Source organism: Lentzea alba (assembly GCF_047445655.1).
Lineage (GTDB): Bacteria > Actinomycetota > Actinomycetes > Mycobacteriales > Pseudonocardiaceae > Lentzea > Lentzea alba_A.
In genome coordinates, this window is the sequence record NZ_JAJAEG010000048.1 from 14,161 (window position 1) to 32,781 (window position 18,621).

The 18,621-nt window shown below is 68.8% G+C and carries 17 protein-coding genes; 4 read left to right on the forward strand and 13 right to left on the reverse strand.

Annotation, left to right across the window (positions count from 1 at the left end):
- The first annotated feature begins 2 nt into the window (after positions 1 to 2).
- Positions 3 to 650 carry a response regulator gene (locus tag LFM09_RS45925; protein ID WP_414103004.1) on the forward strand — a complete coding sequence of 216 codons (648 nt, stop codon included), beginning with the start codon at positions 3 to 5 and terminating at the stop codon, positions 648 to 650.
- Here the strand turns inward: LFM09_RS45925 and lysX are convergent.
- Positions 644 to 3,886: a bifunctional lysylphosphatidylglycerol synthetase/lysine--tRNA ligase LysX gene (gene lysX / locus LFM09_RS45930; protein ID WP_414102956.1), complete on the reverse strand. Its 3,243-nt coding sequence runs from the start codon at positions 3,884 to 3,886 to the stop codon at positions 644 to 646. The genes LFM09_RS45925 and lysX overlap by 7 nt on opposite strands.
- Before the next feature lie 21 nt (positions 3,887 to 3,907).
- Between lysX and LFM09_RS45935 the strand changes: the two genes are divergently transcribed.
- Both LFM09_RS45935 and panB read left to right on the forward strand, forming a co-directional pair.
- Positions 3,908 to 4,747 (forward strand): alpha/beta fold hydrolase, encoded by an 840-nt coding sequence (locus LFM09_RS45935; RefSeq protein WP_414102957.1) that lies wholly within the window; start codon positions 3,908 to 3,910, stop codon positions 4,745 to 4,747.
- Positions 4,748 to 4,882: 135 nt separating this feature from the next.
- The gene (gene panB, locus LFM09_RS45940; protein WP_414102958.1) at positions 4,883 to 5,737 is read left to right on the forward strand and encodes a 3-methyl-2-oxobutanoate hydroxymethyltransferase; all 855 of its coding nucleotides are present in this window, start codon (positions 4,883 to 4,885) and stop codon (positions 5,735 to 5,737) included.
- Positions 5,738 to 5,743: 6 nt separating this feature from the next.
- Here the strand turns inward: panB and LFM09_RS45945 are convergent, their stop codons facing one another.
- Positions 5,744 to 6,604 (reverse strand): glutathione S-transferase family protein, encoded by an 861-nt coding sequence (locus LFM09_RS45945; RefSeq protein WP_414102959.1) that lies wholly within the window; start codon positions 6,602 to 6,604, stop codon positions 5,744 to 5,746.
- An 18-nt stretch (positions 6,605 to 6,622) separates the two neighbouring features.
- Here LFM09_RS45945 and pip point away from each other — a divergent pair, with 18 nt between their 5' ends.
- Positions 6,623 to 7,561: a prolyl aminopeptidase gene (gene pip, locus LFM09_RS45950; RefSeq protein ID WP_414102960.1), complete on the forward strand. Its 939-nt coding sequence runs from the start codon at positions 6,623 to 6,625 to the stop codon at positions 7,559 to 7,561.
- On the opposite strand, the gene LFM09_RS45955 is transcribed toward pip, so the two are convergent.
- The 11 genes from LFM09_RS45955 to LFM09_RS46005 all read right to left on the reverse strand — a co-directional run bounded on the left by LFM09_RS45955 (position 7,558) and on the right by LFM09_RS46005 (position 18,620).
- Complete coding sequence (locus LFM09_RS45955) at positions 7,558 to 7,983, reverse strand: RICIN domain-containing protein (protein WP_414102961.1); 426 nt, start codon at positions 7,981 to 7,983, stop codon at positions 7,558 to 7,560. The two genes, pip and LFM09_RS45955, sit on opposite strands and share 4 nt — an antisense overlap.
- Positions 7,984 to 8,033: 50 nt before the next feature.
- Complete coding sequence (locus LFM09_RS45960) at positions 8,034 to 8,795, reverse strand: helical backbone metal receptor (protein ID WP_414102962.1); 762 nt, start codon at positions 8,793 to 8,795, stop codon at positions 8,034 to 8,036.
- Entirely contained in the window at positions 8,795 to 9,460 is a 666-nt protein-coding gene (gene npdG / locus LFM09_RS45965; protein ID WP_414102963.1) for an NADPH-dependent F420 reductase, read from the reverse strand. Before npdG ends, LFM09_RS45960 begins: the two co-directional genes overlap by 1 nt.
- Positions 9,461 to 9,721: 261 nt before the next feature.
- Positions 9,722 to 11,119 carry an RNB domain-containing ribonuclease gene (locus LFM09_RS45970; RefSeq protein WP_414103005.1) on the reverse strand — a complete coding sequence of 466 codons (1,398 nt, stop codon included), beginning with the start codon at positions 11,117 to 11,119 and terminating at the stop codon, positions 9,722 to 9,724.
- A gap of 37 nt (positions 11,120 to 11,156) precedes the next feature.
- Entirely contained in the window at positions 11,157 to 11,351 is a 195-nt protein-coding gene (locus LFM09_RS45975; RefSeq protein ID WP_112271296.1) for a hypothetical protein, read from the reverse strand.
- Complete coding sequence (locus tag LFM09_RS45980; RefSeq protein ID WP_414102964.1) at positions 11,348 to 11,821, reverse strand: hypothetical protein; 474 nt, start codon at positions 11,819 to 11,821, stop codon at positions 11,348 to 11,350. The genes LFM09_RS45975 and LFM09_RS45980 overlap by 4 nt, the downstream gene beginning before the upstream one ends.
- A gap of 18 nt (positions 11,822 to 11,839) precedes the next feature.
- Positions 11,840 to 12,841 carry a C40 family peptidase gene (locus LFM09_RS45985; RefSeq protein ID WP_414102965.1) on the reverse strand — a complete coding sequence of 334 codons (1,002 nt, stop codon included), beginning with the start codon at positions 12,839 to 12,841 and terminating at the stop codon, positions 11,840 to 11,842.
- 2 nt (positions 12,842 to 12,843) lie between these two features.
- Complete coding sequence (locus LFM09_RS45990) at positions 12,844 to 13,443, reverse strand: hypothetical protein (protein WP_414102966.1); 600 nt, start codon at positions 13,441 to 13,443, stop codon at positions 12,844 to 12,846.
- 14 nt (positions 13,444 to 13,457) lie between these two features.
- Positions 13,458 to 15,317: a hypothetical protein gene (locus LFM09_RS45995; RefSeq protein ID WP_414102967.1), complete on the reverse strand. Its 1,860-nt coding sequence runs from the start codon at positions 15,315 to 15,317 to the stop codon at positions 13,458 to 13,460.
- Positions 15,314 to 18,169: an ATP-binding protein gene (locus LFM09_RS46000; protein ID WP_414102968.1), complete on the reverse strand. Its 2,856-nt coding sequence runs from the start codon at positions 18,167 to 18,169 to the stop codon at positions 15,314 to 15,316. The genes LFM09_RS45995 and LFM09_RS46000 overlap by 4 nt, the downstream gene beginning before the upstream one ends.
- Positions 18,144 to 18,620, reverse strand: a complete 477-nt coding sequence (locus LFM09_RS46005) for a hypothetical protein (RefSeq protein WP_414102969.1) — start codon at positions 18,618 to 18,620, stop codon at positions 18,144 to 18,146. Before LFM09_RS46005 ends, LFM09_RS46000 begins: the two co-directional genes overlap by 26 nt.
- Position 18,621 lies beyond the last annotated feature (1 nt).

Consider the following 18,621-nt stretch of genomic DNA (forward strand, 5'->3'; position numbering starts at 1 on the left):
CCATGCGCATCGTGATCGCCGAAGACGACGCCCTCCTCCGCGAGGGCCTGACGTTGTTGCTGCGCAACGAGGGCCTCGAAGTGGCGGCGGCGACCGACAACCCGGACGACTTCCTGACCGCAGTCGCCGAGCACCAGCCAGACATCGCCGTGGTCGACGTCCGAATGCCACCGACGTTCACCGACGAAGGCTTGAAAGCAGCCGTAGAAGCCCGCCGCAGACACCCAAAACTGGCCGTGCTGGTCCTGTCAGCGTGGGTCGAGCAGAGCTACGCCCACGAACTCCTGGCCGGCACGAACGGCGGCGTCGGCTACCTCCTCAAGGAACGCGTAGGCAAAGTCGCGGACTTCCTCGACTCACTGCACCGCGTAGCAGCAGGCGGCACAGCCCTGGACCCCGAGGTCGTCTCCCAACTCCTGGTCCGCCGCCGAACAGACGACGCGCTGAGCGTCCTCTCACCGAGAGAACGCGAAGTCCTCGGCCTGATGGCAGAAGGCCTGTCCAACGCAGCCATCGGCGACCGCCTGGTCATCAGCCCAGGAGCCGTCCACAAACACATCGGCAACGTCTTCCTCAAACTCGGTCTCAACAGCGAGGACGGCTCCGGAGACCGCCGCGTCCAAGCAGTCCTGGCCTACCTGGATCACTGAGGACGCACGAACGGAAAGAGCACGGTCTGCCGAATCGACGTCCCGGTGAGCATCATCAGCAACCGGTCGACCCCCATCCCGAGCCCACCGGTCGGCGGCATCCCGTGCTCCAACGCCCGCAGGAAATCCTCGTCCAGCTCCATCGCCTCAACGTCCCCAGACGCCGCCTTCAACGACTGCGCCTCAAGCCGCCGCCGCTGCTCCAACGGATCGGTCAGCTCCGAGTAGGCCGTACCGATCTCCGCCCCGAACGCCACCAGGTCCCACCGCTCAGCCAGCCGCGGATCAACCCGGTGCTGCCGCGTCAACGGCGACACCGAGGTGGGAAAGTCGATGTAGAACGTCGGCCCAACGGTCGAAGCCTCCACGAACGAGTCGTACGCCTCCTGCACCAACTGCCCGTGGTCCCAGTCGTCGTTGATCTCGACACCCCGAGCACCCAACAACGACCGCAGCTCCGGCACGGACGTGGAAGGTGTGACCTCAGCGTCCAACGCCGAGGAAACGGCCGTGTAGACCGGAACCACCGGCCACTCCCCGGAGATGTCGAACTCCCCCTCCGGCCGCACCGCCACCTCGGCACCGAACGCCTCACGTGCCGCGTGCTGGATCAACGACCGCACCAAATCCAGCATGACCCGGTAGTCCGCATAGGACTGGTAGGCCTCCAGCATCGTGAACTCGGGGTTGTGCGTGGCGTCGGCGCCCTCGTTGCGGAAGTTGCGGTTCAGCTCGAACACCCGGTCCACGCCCGCGACGCACAGCCGCTTCAGGTACAGCTCCGGCGCGATCCGCAGGTACATGCGCATGTCGTAGGCGTTGATGTGGGTGACGAACGGCCGGGCGTTCGCGCCGCCGTGCACCGCCTGCAGCATCGGGGTCTCGACTTCGAGGTACTCGCGTGAGTGCAGGAACTCGCGCACGCTGCGGATGACGTCGCTGCGCAGCTTCAGCAACGACGCCGAGTCCTGGTTCACCACGAGGTCCAGGTAGCGCTGCCGGACGCGGGCCTCCGGGTCGGTGAAGCCCTTCCGCTTGTCCGGCAACGGGTGCAGGCACTTCGCGGTCATCGTCCACGAGGTGGCCAGCACGGAGATCTCGCCGTGGTCCGACTTGATCACCTGCCCGGTCACCCCGACGTGATCTCCGAGATCGACGTCCGACTTCCACAACGCCAGAGCATCGCCGAGAGACTCGAACGACAGCATCAGCTGGATCTCACCGCTGAAGTCCCGCAGGCGCGCGAAGCACAGCTTGCCCATCTCCCGCAGCGCCACCACGCGTCCGGTGACCGAGACGTCCTCGCCGAACCGTTCCCGAGCCGCCGCAAGGAGATCCGTGCGAGCAAAGCCCACCGGGTACGGGTCGACGCCTGCGGCCACCAGCCGTTCCACCTTCGCGATCCGCACCCGGACCTGTTCCGGCCGCCGCACCGGCTTCGGTTCCACCCGGATCGCGTCGATCTCCGCGACCTTCAAAGCGAACTCGGCGCTCACGTCGGTCTTCTGCAACGCCCGCTTGCGCAGCGACCGCAGCGACGGCACGAAGCCCTCAGCGACCCCGGCGGCGATGCTGACCTGCGGCAACGACCGGGAGCGCTGATAGCAGAGGAACCGCGGCTCCCAGTCCGGCAGGTACTTGGCGTTCGACCGGTACAGCGACTCCAGTTGGAAGAACCGCGACGCCAGCGACAGCACCCGCCGCCACGCCCGAAGCACCGGGCCCGCGCCGATCTTCTCGCCCTCCTCGAAGACCGCGCGGAACATCGCGAAGTTCAACGAGATCCGTTGCACGCCAAGGTGTCCGGCGGCCGCCGCGAGCTGCGCGACCATGTACTCGTTCAGGCCGTTCTCCGCAGTCCGGTCGCGCCGCATCAGGTCCAGGGACACACCGCGGCGACCCCAGGGCACGAACGACAGCAGCCCGCGGAGAGCACCCGACGCGTCGTAGGACTCGACCATCACACAGCGGCCGTCACTCGGATCTCCCAGGCGCCCCAACGCCATCGAGAAACCGCGCTCGGTCTCGGCACCACGCCACGCCTCCGCGAGGTCCAAAATGGACGACATCTCGTCCGGTGCGATCTCGCTGTGCCGGCGCACTCGAGTGGTGTACCCGGCACGTTCGACCCGCGACACCGCCTGGCGCAACCCACGCCGTTCCGGACCGGCGAGGTTGAACTCCCGCACGTCCAGCACAGCCTCGTCACCGATCTCCAACGCCTTCAGCCCGGCATCGGCGTAGACCTGCGCCCCGCGTTCGGACGCGCCCAGCACTCCCGGCATCCAGCCGTACGTGCGCGCCTCGGACAGCCAGGCCAGCACGGCTTCCGGCCACGCCTCCTCGTCGCCGATCGGGTCGGCCGACGCCAGCGTCACGCCACCGATCACCCGGTACGTCAAAGCCGCACGTCCGGAGGCCGCGAACACCACGCTCTTGTCGCGGCGAGTAGCGAAGTAGCCCAGCGAGTCCGGCTCGCCGTCGGCCGCCAGCAGCCGGCGCACGTCCAGCTCCTGGTCCGGCGTGATCATGTTCTGCGTGCGGACACCGCGGAAGAAGACGTAGAGGCCGCGGATTGCAACGAGAGTGCCGCCCAGACCGAGCACCACGCTCAGCCACTGCGGACCTTCGGGGATGTCGAGCCGGCCCAGCCGCACGACCTCACCCGTGGCCTGGTTCGCCGCCCACGCCAGCTTGTCGAGCTGCTCGACGAGTTTGCCGGGGAAGACCTCGGTGAGCGCCCAGCCGAGAAGCACCAGCCCGACCATTCCCAGCACGAACGACACCAGCGCGCGCCGCCACGCCCCGCGGGCCAGCCGGGCGGGGAACGCCTCCCGCACGATCCACAGCAGCACCACGAACAGCAGTGACGTACCGACGCCCACGCCGAGAAACACCCAGTGCGGTTCCTCGCCGGCTTCCAGGACTTCTTCAGGCGCGACAGCCAAAATGACCATGATGAAGCCGACCAGCGCCAGGCCGACGACCTGGAACGCCAGCAGCGCCCACAGCGCTGCTCGCTTGTGCCTGCGCAGCGCGGCGCCCAGCACGAAGAACACCATGGCGATGAAGAGGTTGCCGTCGATCGGCAGGCCGAAGAAGTACCCGACCCCGTCCGCGACGTCGGTGAACCAGCTGTCCTCCGGGAGGATGACCCGCAGCAGCGACATCACCCCGGCCAGCTGCACTACCGTCGCGATCGCGCCCGCGGTCTTCCACTTCCACGCCGGTGCCACATCAACTCCCGAGGTCGGCCGATGACCGCCATGATTCCCTCTTCGGCCGGACGGGTGCACGTGGCGTCCTCCGGGCGTGTTGACCAGCCCGTTGTGGTCCTCAGCTCGGGTCTGGGCGGCGCCTGGTTCGACTGGGACCGGACCGTGCGGCTGCTGGAACCACTCGCTCGGGTGATCGTGTTCGACCGGCCGGGCCTCGGGATGAGCGGTCCCGCGCGGCGCGGGCCGTCGCTGGCGCGCGAGGTGGCGGTGCTCGACGCGGTGATGCGCGGGATCCCGCGCGCGGTCCTGGTCGGACATTCGATGGCATCGATGCACGTCGAGGCCTATGCACGACTGCGACCGACCCGTGTGGACGGTCTCGTGCTGCTCGATCCGGACACCGAGACGCCGGGCTCGGGAGCGCCGTTCGACATGTCCGCAGTCCTCGCGCAGGGGATGCGGGCGTTCGGCAGCCGTTGGCTCGGCTCACGCATCACGCGCAGGTACGGCCACGCGTTGCGGAACCTGCTGACGGCGGTGTCGACACTGGGCGTGACCGATCCGGCGCCCGCCGACCTGGTCGAGATGGTCTACCGCAGACCTGGCGTGGGGCGGGCGGTGCTGGCCGAGCTCGCGTCGTACCCCGGCCAGGTGGCGACGCTGGAACGGCTGCGCAGGCGTCGTGAGCTGCCCGAAGTGCCGTTTCTGGTGCTCACGGCCGGGCGGAAGGTGTGGCCGGAGCACGAGTCGTTGGCCGCCCTCGTGCCGTGGGGGCGCAACGTGCCGGTGCCCGGCAGTCGTCACATGATCCAGATGGACCGGCCGGACGCCGTGGTCATGGCCGTGCGCGAGATCCTCAGGGGTCGGACCGACCGCTGAGCGCATCGTGCGTGTGACGGTAACCGCATCTGCATCCCTGTTTCCGGCTGACGGTGTCACTCTGGTGTTCGGCAACCGTGCACAAAGCGCCCGGGGACCCACCTACGTGGGCCTCGAGGAAAGGACCGGTCGACGATGACCACTGCCGAAGTTTCCGCGCCCTACGGCAACGGAGCGGGTCAGAAGGCCCCCGCCAAGAGGGTTCGCGTTCACCACCTGCGTGAGATGAAGGAACGCGGCGAGCCGTGGCCCATGCTCACGGCGTACGACACGTTCACCGCCTCGATCTTCGACGAGGCCGGCATCCCCGTTCTGCTGGTCGGCGACTCCGCCTCGAACACCGTCTACGGCTACGACACGTCGCTGCCGGTCACGGTGGACGAGCTGGTGCCGCTCGTAGGCGCGGTATCGCGTTCGGTCAAGCGTTCTCTCGTGGTCGCTGACCTGCCGTTCGGTTCCTACCAGGTGTCGGTCGAGCAGGCCGTGGCGACCGCGGTGCGGTTCATGAAGGAAGGCCGGGCGCACGCGGTCAAGCTGGAGGGTGGCGCCCACTTCGCGCCGCACATCCGCGCGATCACGGCCGCCGGCATCCCGGTCATGGCGCACATCGGCTTCACCCCGCAGTCCGAGCACCAGCTGGGCGGCTACCGCGTGCAGGGCCGCCACGAGAACCACGACGTGGTGCTCCAGGACGCGATCGCCGTGCAGGAAGCCGGCGCGTTCGCGGTCGTGCTGGAGATGGTGACCGCCGAGGTCGCGAAGCAGATCACGCACGACCTGGTCATCCCGACCGTGGGCATCGGCGCCGGCCCGGACACCGACGCCCAGGTGCTGGTGTGGCAGGACATGATGGGCCTGAACCGCGGCAAGGCGCCTCGCTTCGTCAAGCGCTACGCGGACATCGGCAACATCATGCTGGGCGCGGCGACGGAGTTCGCCAACGAGGTGCGCGGGCACCAGTTCCCCGGTCCCGAGCACACCTTCCACTGAGTTGATCTACTGGCGGGTCCAGACCTCCGGGTCTGGACCCTCCGGCACGATGCCGGTCGGATTGATCTGGCGGTGCGTCACGTAGTAGTGGCGCTTGATGTGGTCCCAGTCGACCGTGTCCCCGAACTGGGCGTAGAGGCGCTTCGCGTACGCCCACAGGTTCGGCATCTCGGTCAGCTTGTTCCTGTTGCACTTGAAATGACCGTGGTAGACCGCGTCGAACCTGACCAGCGTGGTCCAGAGCCTGATGTCGACCTCGGTGAGCTGCTCGCCGACGAGGTAGCTCCGGGTTTCGAGGTGGTCTTCGATCCGGTCGAGCTCGGCGAACAGGTTCGTGTACGCCTGCTCGTAGGCCTCCTGTGACGTGGCGAAACCGGCCTTGTAGACGCCGTTGTTGACGTTGTGGAAGATCGGCTCGATCCAGGCGTCGATCTCTTGCCTGAGGTGCTCCGGGTAGAGCGTGCTCTCCGGGCGCCAGCGCAGGCTGAAGTCCAGGGTGATCTGCGGGTAGTCGTTGGTGACGACCGCGCCGGTCGTGGTGTCGACGATGGACGGCACGGTGACGCGCCCCTCGTAGTCCGGGTCGGCCTTCTTGTAGGCCTGTTCGAGGAAGTCGATGTCGAGGACCGGGTCGGTCTCCGGGAAGCGCCAGCCCTTCTCGTCCCGGATGGGATCGACGACCGCCAGTGAGATGGCGTCTTCGAGCTTGAGCAGCTTGCGGACGATGACCGCGCGGTGCGCCCACGGGCAGGCGAGGCTGACGACGAGCCGGTAGCGGCCCTGTTCGGGCTCGGGCCGGGCGGTGAAGCGGTTGGGCTGCCTGACGAACGCCCCCGTGGTGGAGGTCTCCTTCGTGAACTGCGCCATGTGTTCGACGATAGGCCCATGTACCCGGAGATCGAGCCTCACGCGTCAGGCCACCTGGACACCGGCGACGGCAACCTCGTGTACTGGGAGGAGTGCGGCAACCCGGCCGGCAAGCCCGTCGTCTTCCTGCACGGCGGCCCCGGTGGTGGCTGCTCACCGTCGCACCGGCGCCTGTTCGACCCGTCCGCCTACCGCATCGTGCTGTTCGACCAGCGCGGGTGCGGACGCTCCACTCCGCACGCCTCCTCGACCGCTGATCTGGCGTCGAACACGACCTGGCACCTGGTTTCCGACATCGAACGGCTGCGCTCGTTTCTCGGTGTTGAGCGGTGGCAGGTGTTCGGCGGCTCATGGGGTTCGACGCTGGCGCTGGCCTACGCGGAGACGCATCCCTCGCGGGTCACGGAGTTGGTGCTGCGCGGGATCTTCACGCTGAGGTCGTCCGAGATCGACTGGTACTACCGCGGTGGGGCGGCGAACCTCTTCCCCGACCAGTGGGAGAAGTTCATGGCGCCGCTGGAGGGGCTCGATGGTGATCCCGTCGAGCTGTACTCGAAGTTGCTGGCCTCGCCGGATCCGTCCGTGCACGGACCGGCCGCCGTCGCGTGGAGCACCTGGGAGGGCGCGACGGTGACGTTGCTGCCGCGGCCCGAGCTGGTGGAGGAGTTCGCCGAACCTTCTTACGCGCTGGCGTTCGCGCGGATCGAGAACCACTACTTCGTGCACGGCGGGTGGTTCGAGGAGGGGCAGCTCATCCGGGACGCTTCGCGGCTGGCGGGCATCCCCGGCGTGATCGTGCAGGGGCGGTACGACGCCGCCACGCCCGCGGTGTCGGCCTGGGACCTGCACAAGGCCTGGCCGGGGTCGGAACTGGTGCTGGTGCCGGATGCCGGGCACGCCTACGACGAACCCGGCATTCTCGCTGCACTGCTGTCGGCGACGGATCGGTTCCGTTAGCGGAGGCCGACCCAGCGCGGGCTGGACGTGGTGCAGGCGGCGACCGTGACCTGGGCGGTCAGGCACTTGTTGGTGCCGAGGTTGCGGAACTGGAAGGACGTGCCGGTGGGCGGGACGCGGCGCCAGCGCTGGGTGCTGCTGGTGCTGCAGGTTTGACCTCGTACTTCGCCGGTGCTGCTCGCGGCGAGACACTTGCGGGTGGCGATGTTGTGCGGCCAGTCGGCGTCGCTCACCGGCACGATCCACCGCTGCTCGTTCGAGGCCCGGTTGCAGAACTTCAGCACGACGTCGGTGCCGGTGTCGGCGAGGCAGCGGTTGGTGCCGGACAGCTGGTAGACGACGACCGGTTCGGCCTGGGCCGGGACAGCGGTCAGTGCGGTGACGGCTGCGGCGGTCGCGATGATCGCGGCTAGTTTCCCCATGGCCGTGGATCCTGGCAGTGCTCGCCGGTGCGCGAATCCACCTGTGGTTGTCAACCGTGGCCGTAGTTCAGCGCTCGTTCGAGGCTGGTGCGCGCTTCTGTGAGGGAAGGGCCGTACCAGGTCAGGTGCCGACCGTTGACCAGCACGTACGGCAGGCCGGGAAAGCTCTCCGGACCGTCGTCGTGGGTGAAGACGTACGGCTCGTCGGGCAGGATCACCAGATCTGGGCGGCGGTCGTTCAGTTCTTCGAGACTTGGGCGCGGGTAGCGCTCTTCGTGCGATGCGTAGACGTTCTCGACTCCGAGGCGCCGCAGCACGTCCGTGGCGAACGTGTCTCGGCCTACGACCACCCACGGGCGGCGCCAGACCGGGATCAACGCGGTGAGCTTCTGCGGTTTCGTTTCGCGCCACAGGTTCTCGGCCTGCTTGAGCCAGTCGGGTTCTAGGTCCCAGGCGGTGGCGAAGAGTCGGCGGAGGGATTTGAGGGCCATCGGCACGGTGGCTGGGGCCTCGGTGACCCAGACCTGGATCCCGTTGGCACGCAACCGGTCTACGTCCTCCGCGCGGTTCTCCTCGGAGTTCGCGATGACGAGGTCCGGGGTGAGTTCGAGGATCTTGTCGACATCCGGGTACTTCGAGCCGCCGACCCGTGGAACGTCCAAATCGGACGGATGGGTGCAGTAGTCCGTGGCGCCTGTCAGGGCTTCGGGGACGCTGACCGCGACGGCCTCGGTGATGGACGGGACCAGACTGACCACGCGTTGCGGCCGGTCGAGCACCACCGGCTCACCGAGGTCGTCGACGGGGAGCATCAGACTCCCGTGATCTTCAGGCCGGCGTGGGTCTTGTAGCGGCGGTTGACCGCGATGAGGTTCGCGGTGAACGCCTCGACCTGGTGGGCGTTGCGCAGCCGGCCGCCGTACACACCTCGGAAGCCCGGCACCAGCTCGGCCAGCTCGCGCACGGTGTCCGTGGCCTCGCGGTCGTCGCCGAGCACCAGGACGTCCATGTCCACTTCGGACACGGTGAGGTCGGCGAGCAGCACGGCGGACACGTGGTGGAACGCGGCGGTGACCCTGGACTCCGGCAGCAGCAACTCGGCCTGCTGGGCCGCGCTGCCCTCGTCGACCTTGAGCGCGAACGGCCCCTGCTTGTCGAAGCCGAGCGGGTTCACGCAGTCGATGACGATCTTGCCCGCGAGCTGGTCGCGCAGGCTGGCCAGGAGGTCGCCGTGACCGTCCCACGGAACCGCGACCAGCACGATGTCGGAGTCGGCAGCGCAGTCGGCGTTGTCCTTGCCCTCGACCTGGCCACCGGCGACGTCGGTGATCTCCTTCGCCGCGAGCTCGGCGCGATCGGCGCTGCGGGAGCCGATGATCACCTTGAGGCCCGCCTTGGCCCAGCGGATCGCGAGGCCCTTGCCCTGTGCTCCGGTGCCGCCCAGGACGCCGACGGTTAGGTCACGAATCTCAGTCACCTGTGCATCTTCACACGGCCGGCTAGGAGCGGGCTGTGGAACGTGACCTTGCGCTCGATGGTGGGGTGCGGGTGATCCGGGTGGGTCGGTTCGGGTGGGCTGGTGGTCCCGTTCCGGGCGGGCGGATTGGCTTGCGTGGCTGATGGCGGTTCCGGGCGGGCGGGTCGGCTTGCGTTGGCGGGCGCCTGTTCCAGCGAAGGGGTCGCCTGGCGTGCGGACGGTCACCTTGCGAGGATGGTTGCTCAGGTCCCTTGGACGGGATCAGGTCTTCGCCGTGAACCGGACCCGCCGCTCGACCGGGTCGGCCTCCTCCAGCCGGACGCGGATCCGCTCACCTTCCGGCAAACGCTTGCCCGCGCACTTGGCCAGCACCGGCGGGTTCGCGATGAACACCTCGGCCTCGTTGTCGCCCGATCGAAGCACGACGGCCTCGAACTCCTGCCCGACCTTGCCCGCCAGCACCCACGCTTCGACCAGGTCCAGCGCCGCCCGCTCCACCTTCGCGGACAGCGAGTCCGACGAACCCATCAGCGACGGCAGCTGCGGCAACGCCTCGGACAGCCACGCGGGCAGGTCCTCGCCGGCCGTCACGGCCAGGCACACCTCCGTGGCGAAGCGGTCGACGAGGCGGCGGAGAGGGGCGGTGACGTGTGTGTACGGCGCTGCCACGCCCGCGTGCGTCACGACCTCGGGCACCGAACCGGAGAACGCCGTGTAGCCCGCGCCGCGCAACAGCCGCGTGGCATCGGTGAACAGCGCCAATGCCTCGGGCGTGGAAGCGTCCAGGTCGGCCAGGAAGGCGCCCGGCGACAGATCGGCTGGCCACGGCACCTTCAGGGCTGCGGCGGACTTCCGCAGAGCCGACACGGCTGAGGCGTCCGGGTCCGGCAGTGTGCGCAGGATGCCGACCTGGGCCTCCAGCATGATCGACGCTGCCGCCATGCCGGTCATCAGCGAGATCTCGGCGTTCCAGGAGTCCACGAGTGCGCGGGGGCGGGTGACCAGCTTCCAGCCGTCGCCGTTGGACTCGATCTCCTGCTCGGGCAGCTGCAGCTCGATGGCGCCCCGCGCGCGTGCCAGCGCTCGGCGCAGCGGACCGAACTCGGCCAGTGCTGCTACCGAGGGGTGCGGGTTGCCCTCGTCGAACGTCTTCTGCACCGACGCGTAGTCGAACTGAGCCTGCGAGCGCACCAGTGCCCGGCGCACCTCAACGGCCGTGGGCACGCCTTCATCCGAGCAGGTGAACGTCCACAACACCGCTGGGCGGACGACACCGGGCAAGAGAGAGGCCGCGCCCTCGGACAGCACGGTCGGGTGCAGCGGCACGTTGCCGTCGGGCAGGTAGACGGTCTGGCCGCGCCGGCGGACCTCCTCGTCCAGCGCGCCGCCGGGCGTGACGAAGGCACCGAGGTCGGCGATCGCGTAGTGCACGACGAAGCCAGAAGCCGTGCGTTCCAAGCAAAGCGCCTGATCCAGGTCCTTCGCGCCGGGCGGGTCGATGGTGACCAGCGGGATCGAGGTGAGGTCCTGGCGGTCCCCCACAGGTCGGGAGACCGCCGATTCAGCCTCGGCCAGCGCTGCCGGCGGGAACGACGAGGGCAGCGAGAACTCGGTGCGGATGCCGTCGAACGCGACGTCAGCACGACCAGTGCGGATCACCAGGGAGGCCACCCGCACAGACTAAGGACTCAGGCGCTCAGTCCTCGTCGTCGCCGCGCCACTTCTTCTCGGCCTCGTCGGCGGCGCGAGTCTTTTCGCGGGCGATCTCCAGAGCGCGGGCCGCGGTGGCCTCGTCGGGGTAGGGGCCCATGCGGTCGCCGCCGCGGCAGCCCTTGCCCTTCTCGACGGTCTGGTGGGTCAGGCAGTAGTACCAACCACTGGTGTCGCTCATACGCGTTCGCCTCCCAAAGGCGCCGGGAATCCCCTCGGCGGCGTGGACTGGTTGGCGTTGGCGTACTCCGACGGGATCGGATCCAAACACGAGACCAGCACCGTGCGGTCCTCGGCGTTCTCGATCTTACGCCCGGAGCGGTCCCGGTAGACCAGGGAACCGTCGGAGTCGATCTCCATGATGGCGCCGACCTCGGCGAGCTGTTCCTCGTCGAGATCGGCGAGTTTCTCGTAGCGGGACGGCACCACCCGGTAGATCGGCCACTTCAGGTGCCCGTACGTGCGGTGGAACTCCGCCAGCAGGTGCGTCAGGTGCTGCTGCCACGGCAGAGGCATCGCTTCTGCCAGTGCACGTGGGATCACCACGTAGTCGGAGGAGACTCCGGGAGCACCGGCCGCCATGTAGTCACGCACTGGTGTGCTCGACGCGGGCGGTCCGGAAGGCCTCGGGATGGGGTCGTGGTTGAACATGCAGCGCCTCCCCGCGATCTACACGCCCGGCCGGACGGCCAGCGGCATCAACTCGTGATAATTCCAGTTGATCTTGCTGATCTTCACGACATCACCCGTCTGGGGGGCGTGGATGTACTCGTCGTTGCCGAGGTACATGCCCACGTGGTGCACCGAGCGGGGGTCGGCCGTGTTGTAGGCCCAGAAGAGCAGATCGCCTGCCTGGGCCTCGCGCACCGGGAGGTGAGCGCCGCCCTTCTCGTACTGGTCGTTCGCCACGCGCGGGATCTTCACGCCGGCCGCCGCGAACGCCTTCACGAGGATGCCCGAGCAGTCCCAGGCGTCGGGACCGTTGCCACCCCACAGGTACGGCTCGCCCAGCTGTTCCTTGGTGAACTGGATCGCGACGCCCGCCGCGTTCGACGCCAGCAGGAACTGGCCCGCGCCCGCGCCGCAGCCGGCCGGGTCGCTGATCTGGCCCAGCTCACCGAGCAGGAACGCCGCCATGGACTCCCAGTTGTGGTACCGGTCGGGGAACGCCGAGCGCTCCACCGCCTGGGCCGAGTCACCGGGGCGCTTGTTCTCCCAGTCCGGCACCTTCAGCAGCACGTCGTAGAACTTGTTGATCGCGTAATGCGGGTCGATCACCTGGGCGGGCGTGCCCCAGCCCATCGACGGGCGCATCTGGAAGATGCCGAGCGAGTCGCGGTCGCCGTAGTTCAACGGGCGCAGGCCCGACTCGGTCATGCCCGCCTGGATCGCGATCTGCCACGCCAGCGGCGGCAGCTTGCGCTCCTGGCCGATGGAGATGATGCGGGCCACGATGTTGCGCTGCTCGTCGTTGAGGCGCGAGGCGTCGTAACGGCCCTTGTCGCCGCCGCCCGCGTCCCACGGGCCGATGGACGCGTTGCAGCCCACCCGCAGGAAGTTGGCCTGCGCCGCGGGGTTCGTCGAGTTGCTGACCACCTGCGTCACACCCGAGGTCGCCACCGCGATCACGATGACCGCGCCGAGCGCCCCGAACAGCAACATCCAGCGCATGGTCAGTCCGCCTTCGTGTAGCCGTTGACCCGCCACTCGTTGCTCGGCGAGAGCTTGATCAACGTGATGACGACCTTGCCGACATCAGTTCCCACCTCGAAGTCGGCCGACGACACCGTCGACCGCTTCGCCGCCACCTTTTGAGTGATCTTGTCCGGAACGTTCTTCGGGTCGATAGTCGCCATCTGGGCGAGAAATTCCTCCGTCGTGTACGGACGGAGCTGCGCCAGCCACTTGTTCACGTCGTTGTCCGGCGGCGGCTTGATCCAGTTCTCGGCCCACAGCTCGGCGATCAGCTGGGCGTCGGCGGCAGGCGGCGCGGCCGACGCGGCGTTCGTCGGCGGCGGCTGCTTGGTCGGCAGCGAGGCGCCGCTCGACGGCAGCTGACCGACCTGGTTCGGCTGCACCGAAGTAGAAGAGGTGCCCCCTGCCGTCGGCGTCGACGACTGGCGGTCCATCACCTTCGGGATGATCACGCCGAGCGCGATGACCACCACCGTGAAGATGATGATCGACGCCGCCAGGTGGCGTGGGGAACGCAGCGGCCAGCCCCACAGCCTGCGGTAGACCGCGGCACGGCCGCGGTTGGTACGGATCGGCACCTAACGTCCCCCTCTCAGCTGTTGTCCCGGACTTCGAAACCGCGCGACGGTCGGTAGATCACGTGCACCGGACGCCCTGCCACCACTTCTGTCTCAGCCCTGCGAGGTTCCTGCACCGGTCCCTGGTAGCCGCCTGACCGCGACGGCACGAGCACCGCGTCGTCGACCCGGTCCCACTGCCGATCGGTGACCGGTGGGCTGTCCACCACGCGCGACCGGCCGACCGGCAACGCCGCCGGGCCCGATCCCGCGGGCAACGCGCCGGCGCGCACACCCGAGCCGTCGGAGCCGCTGACGATCTGGCCGGGCACCGAGTCGCGGTCGAGTCGCTGCGCCGTCGCCATGACCGGGCTGGACGCCTCCGGGCGCACCCGGCCGCGACCGCGCTGCGGCACCTCGCCGTCGACCTCGTTGTCCCGCACGGAATCCCAGAACTCGTCCTGCGGGGTGGGACCGGTCTGCTTCTTGCGCCCCATCATCTTCGACCAGACGCCGCCGCTCATCGGCAGGACGTTGCCCGCCGAACCGACCGACATCTCGACCATCTGCCACATGCGGCGCAACGGTTTGCCGATGACGAAGCACACGAGTGTCAGCATCAGTCCGAGCAGTGTCCTGGTGAGCAACGAAAGCCCGGTCGCGTTGAAGATCGCCTGCAGCAGCAGCGCGTGCACACCCGCGAGAACCGCGAGCACCAGCACGTTGAACACCGTCACGGCCGCGGCGCGCGCGACCTTGCGCAGCAAGTCGTGGTGCAGCAACGCAACGAGACCGATCAACGGCCCAGCGAGCGTGAGGATGCGCAGCAGCAGCTGGGCGAGCAGCACCGCGGCCTTCGCGAACAGCTGGAACAGCGAGAACGCGATGGCCTGCAACAGTGAGAGGAAGCCGGCGCCGGTGCGGCTGCCGTCGGTGCCGTCGAAGTAGCCCTTCGCGGTGCCGAGCTGGCCTTCCAGGGCCTTCCACTCCGCCTTCTTCGCGGTCAGCGCCGCCTGGTCCGCGTCCTTGTGCTCGGCGATCTCCGCCGTCGTCCAGGCCTGGGCCTTGAGGATGCGCGGGCCGTACTCGGCGGCCTGTGGTGCTTCCGGCGTGCCGAACGCGCCGCGCAGCCAGCTTTGATAGACGACCGCGTCGTGCAGTTTCGTTGGTAGAACGTGGAGTGTGCCTTGTTCTTCAGGCGCCTCGATGAACCCCGCCTGTATCTCGGATGTCTTGGAGACCAGCGTGTTGTCGAGGAGGTTGTAGAACTGCGGCAAGGCCAAAGTGGACGTTGCCAGCCACATGGCCGCCAACGCCCAGAGCCCGCGTTTGGAGATCGTGGCGAAGTCGCCGGTCCAGATCTGGCGGAACATCAGGATCGCGAGTATCAGCGCGACCAGTCCGAACCAGCGCAGGTAGACGTTGTCGTAGACCTTCTGCACGCCGTTCTTCACGGCGTCGTCCAGCGGCACCAGCAGACCGCGGCCCATCACCGTGTAGTGCAACGCGTTCGTCGCACCGACGATGTTCTTGCCGATGCTGAAGAGCTCGTTGCCCGCCCACGTGTCGAGCGTGGCGCTGGCGTTCGGGATGGTGCAGCTGGACTGGTAGTAGTGCCAGACCATGCCCGCGTAGCCGTATTCGAGGTACGGCGAGCCCGGCAGGCCGTTGCCCACGGGCGGGTCGAGCGCGCCGACCATGCCCGCGCCGGGACGTTCGGGGTTCGGCGGGTCGCCACAGGCCTGCGCGTGGGCAGGTGCGCCGATCACCACCTGCAGAGCCAGGATGGCCGAGACCATCATGACCGCACGGGACTTCGCTGACGTGCGCAGCGCGAACCGCCGCCTCGCCCAGAGCAAGGCGGCGATCGCGAGCACGATCGTCAGCGCCGTCATGCGGCGCCGTCCCGGTGGCGGTTGGGCCCGTCACCGTGGCCCACCAGGTGGGCCTCTTCCTCCGTCAGTCCGAGTTCCATGTCCGCCGCCAGTTCGTCGTCGATCTCGTCGGGCACGTAGGCGGGCGGCTGGGACGCCGCGTGGTCGTCGTCCGTCTTCACGAGCTCGCCGCTGTCGCGCTTGGCGTCCGGCGTCGTGTCGAGGGAGTTGCGCAGGTGTTCGAGGTGCGGGCCGCTGAAGTCGATGCGGATCCGTTCCACACCACCGGCACCGTCACCGAAGATGAACTGGCGCGGCGCGCGGTCGCGTTCGGTCGCGGTGCGCTCGCCACCGGGCCGGCGGCCGAGCGAGGCGACGACCTGCTCGTACCCGGCACCGATCGGAACCTTCAGCAACCGCAACGCGTCTGCCTGCGCCTGGTCGTCGTCGAGACGCCCGACGAAGACCGAGTCGAGCAGTGCCACGAAGCCCTGGATCCGCAGGAAGTCCGCGGGGATCTGGGACGACAGCAGCACGCGGACGTTCCACTTTCGCGAGTCACGCGCGAAGCGGTTCATCAGCACGCGACCGGTCGGGACCTCCGAGAGGAAGAACGCCTCGTCGATCCAGACGCCCTTGCGCTGGTCCTTCGGCTTCTCGTAGATCGAGCGCTGGGTGAGCCAGGCGGCCAGGTTCAGCATCTCGACGCCGAGCGACTCCGCGTCCGTCCAGTGCTCGCGGCCGACGCCGTCCTTCGGCAGGTTCAGGCCCGCCATGGTGAGAACGGTCAGGCGGTCGTCGCGCACCTCGTTGTACGGGTCGTGGTTCTCCTCGGGGATGAGCAACGACATGCGCTCGCGCATCTCGTCGAGGAAGTCCGCGACGACGACGGCGTGCTCGTGGTGCTCGGACGCGTCGCGGCGCAACGCCTCGAAGACGAGACCGGGGTGCGCGTCGAAGCGGCCACCGACCGTGCGGACGGCGCGCAGCAGCACGATGCGCGTCTGGGGCAGACGCGCGACCTCGAACGGCAGCAGGCCCGTGAGCACGTCCAGCACGAGACGACGACGGGTCGCCGCCGCCAGTGCCTTCTCGCGGCGCCAGGCCCGTTCGGGGTCGTCCTCGTCGAGGAAGTGCTCGATCATCGGCTCGGCGACCACCCGGTACGGGTTGAGGATGCCGGGCTGGGCGTTGAGCAGGTTGATCGGCCGCGCGTACGGCCGCAGCTCCGGCAGGTCGCACAGCGCCGCCAGCGGACCGGACGGGTCGAGCAGCGTCCAGTGCGCGCCGGCCCGCAGCGTCTTGTAGACGATGCCGCCGCCGAGGAACGACTTACCGGCACCGAGGCCCGCGACCATCGCCGTCAGGCCCGAGGCGTCACGCAGCTCCTGCGCCATCCACGGGTCCCACGCGACCGGGCGGCGGGTGGCCGTGACGGTCTCGCCGAGCAGGATCCCGCGGCGGTCACCGACCTCGGCCGTCGCGGTGGGGACCGCTGAAGCGGCCCACAACACGCTGCCGCGGCGCAGGTACGCGCCGTTCGACAGCGGTTCGCCGGGGATGAACTCGCGGGCGATCGCGTACTGGGCCTCGGGGTGCTCGATCGCGATCTTCGGCTTGTAGAGCTCCAGCAACGACTGGGCCAGCCTGAGTGCTTCACGCTCGGTCGGACCGGAGACCGCGAGGCGCCACCACGAGCGCACCCGGGTGCCCAGCGCGGTGAAGCCCGACGTCATCTCGTCGTCGATCTCCAGCACGCGACCGGCCTGGCGGGCCAGCGACTGCGGCGGCTCCAGCTCGTGCTCGTCGGTGTAGTGGCGGACCTGCGAGCGCACCTTGCTCATCTGCCGCGACAGCTCGCCCGACACCTCTTCGGGCTTGCGCACGTAGATGCGGGCGGACCACTCCACGGAGGCGGGCAGCCGGTCCGCGCGCTGCACCCACGGGTCGTCGACCTCGGGAATCTGCAGGCCGTGCATCAGGCCGACGGTCAGCACCGCGACGTGCCGCTTGATGCCCGCGTTCGAGCCGGTGCGGCCGCGCACGGTCACCGTGGGCGAGTAAGGCTCCTGGTGGAAGTCGGCGGCGTCGGTGAAGGACGCGAGGTCCTCCGGTTCCCACGCGGCACCCGGTACGGCGGGCAGGTTGCGCGGCGCGGGCAGACCCAGCGAGCACGACCGGTGCATCAGCCAGGACATCTCCTCGGCCGTCGCGGGACGGCCTTCGAGACCCGCGGACCCGATCACCTGGTCGAGGTGCTCGACCTCGGAGTCCAGTGCGACGAGCTCGGCGTCCACGGCGTCCGGGAAGACCTTGCGCAGCACGGGCGCGGCGCGTTCGACGGCGCGGTCCATCATGTTGCGGGTCTGCACCTGGACGCCCAGGTAGACCTCTTTCTCCGCCATCGAGCGGCCCATGAGCTGCTGCTGCTCGCCGACCATGTAGTCGTCGAACGACAGCGTGCCGGGCGTGTCCGGCAGGCGCTTGACGGCGTTGTGCACGTGCGCCTCGGCCCACATGCGGATCGGGTACGGCCGTGTCGTCACCCGCAGGTGCATCCAACGGCCCTGCAGCTCGGCGTACTGCCCGGCGATCGCGGCGATCAGGTCCTGGCGCTGCGAGTCGCTGCGGAACGACCAGCGCTGCGGCGCGAGCCGGTACCAGGCGTAGACCTCCTGGCCGGTGCGCAGCAGGTGGCCGTCGATGCTGCGGGCCGCGATCGACGGCGTGTAGCTCGGCACGGCCTGCTCGCCGGGCAGGCGGCGGCCGCGCTTCGAATATGCGGCCCGGTCGCGCTCGCGGGGATCCGCCGCGGCGTGCTGGGCGATGTGCTGGGCGGAGCGACGGTCACGGTCTCGCCGGCGTCCGAACACCGCGAACCTCCTTCTTACGGCTGGCTGACGTCCGGCGGTGCTGGGCCTGCTGTCTCGCCCGTCGTTGTTGTTTCTTGCTCAACTTGGGACGAGGCCGCTGCGGAGCGACCCGGATCCGGGCGGCACTGGCCGCTCCGCCGGTGCTTGCCGTGCGTTCTCGAGGTGCGGTGAGCTCGCGGACCCACATCGACATGACGGCCGTGAGCGGCCGTTCATGGCTGATCCGCTGGGTGATGAAGCGAGTGAGGATGATCGTCGCGACCAGGGCCCACGCGGTCGAGAAGAACCCGAACCCGACGCCCATCTGCCGCTCGATCGTGAGTACGACGAGGAAAACGACGATCCCGACGCCCCACGCGACGTATCGCGCGCGCCAGGGGAAAGTCGCTTTGGGCGGGCCGAGCCAGACGGCGTCGACCCGGTAGACCTCGTCGTCAGTGCGAACCCGCACG

Excerpts from the sequence above, each read along its gene's own strand:
- LFM09_RS45935 (WP_414102957.1), top strand. The coding sequence starts at position 3,908 with ATGACCGCCATGATTCCCTCTTCGGCCGGACGGGTGCACGTGGCGTCC.
- LFM09_RS45960 (WP_414102962.1), bottom strand. The coding sequence starts at position 8,795 with ATGCTCCCCGTCGACGACCTCGGTGAGCCGGTGGTGCTCGACCGGCCG.
- LFM09_RS45985 (WP_414102965.1), bottom strand. The coding sequence starts at position 12,841 with ATGCGCTGGATGTTGCTGTTCGGGGCGCTCGGCGCGGTCATCGTGATC.
- LFM09_RS45975 (WP_112271296.1), bottom strand. The coding sequence starts at position 11,351 with ATGAGCGACACCAGTGGTTGGTACTACTGCCTGACCCACCAGACCGTC.
- LFM09_RS45925 (WP_414103004.1), top strand. The coding sequence starts at position 3 with ATGCGCATCGTGATCGCCGAAGACGACGCCCTCCTCCGCGAGGGCCTG.
- pip (WP_414102960.1), top strand. The coding sequence starts at position 6,623 with ATGTACCCGGAGATCGAGCCTCACGCGTCAGGCCACCTGGACACCGGC.
- LFM09_RS45980 (WP_414102964.1), bottom strand. The coding sequence starts at position 11,821 with ATGTTCAACCACGACCCCATCCCGAGGCCTTCCGGACCGCCCGCGTCG.
- LFM09_RS45945 (WP_414102959.1), bottom strand. The coding sequence starts at position 6,604 with ATGGCGCAGTTCACGAAGGAGACCTCCACCACGGGGGCGTTCGTCAGG.
- LFM09_RS45995 (WP_414102967.1), bottom strand. The coding sequence starts at position 15,317 with ATGACGGCGCTGACGATCGTGCTCGCGATCGCCGCCTTGCTCTGGGCG.
- panB (WP_414102958.1), top strand. The coding sequence starts at position 4,883 with ATGACCACTGCCGAAGTTTCCGCGCCCTACGGCAACGGAGCGGGTCAG.
- LFM09_RS45955 (WP_414102961.1), bottom strand. The coding sequence starts at position 7,983 with ATGGGGAAACTAGCCGCGATCATCGCGACCGCCGCAGCCGTCACCGCA.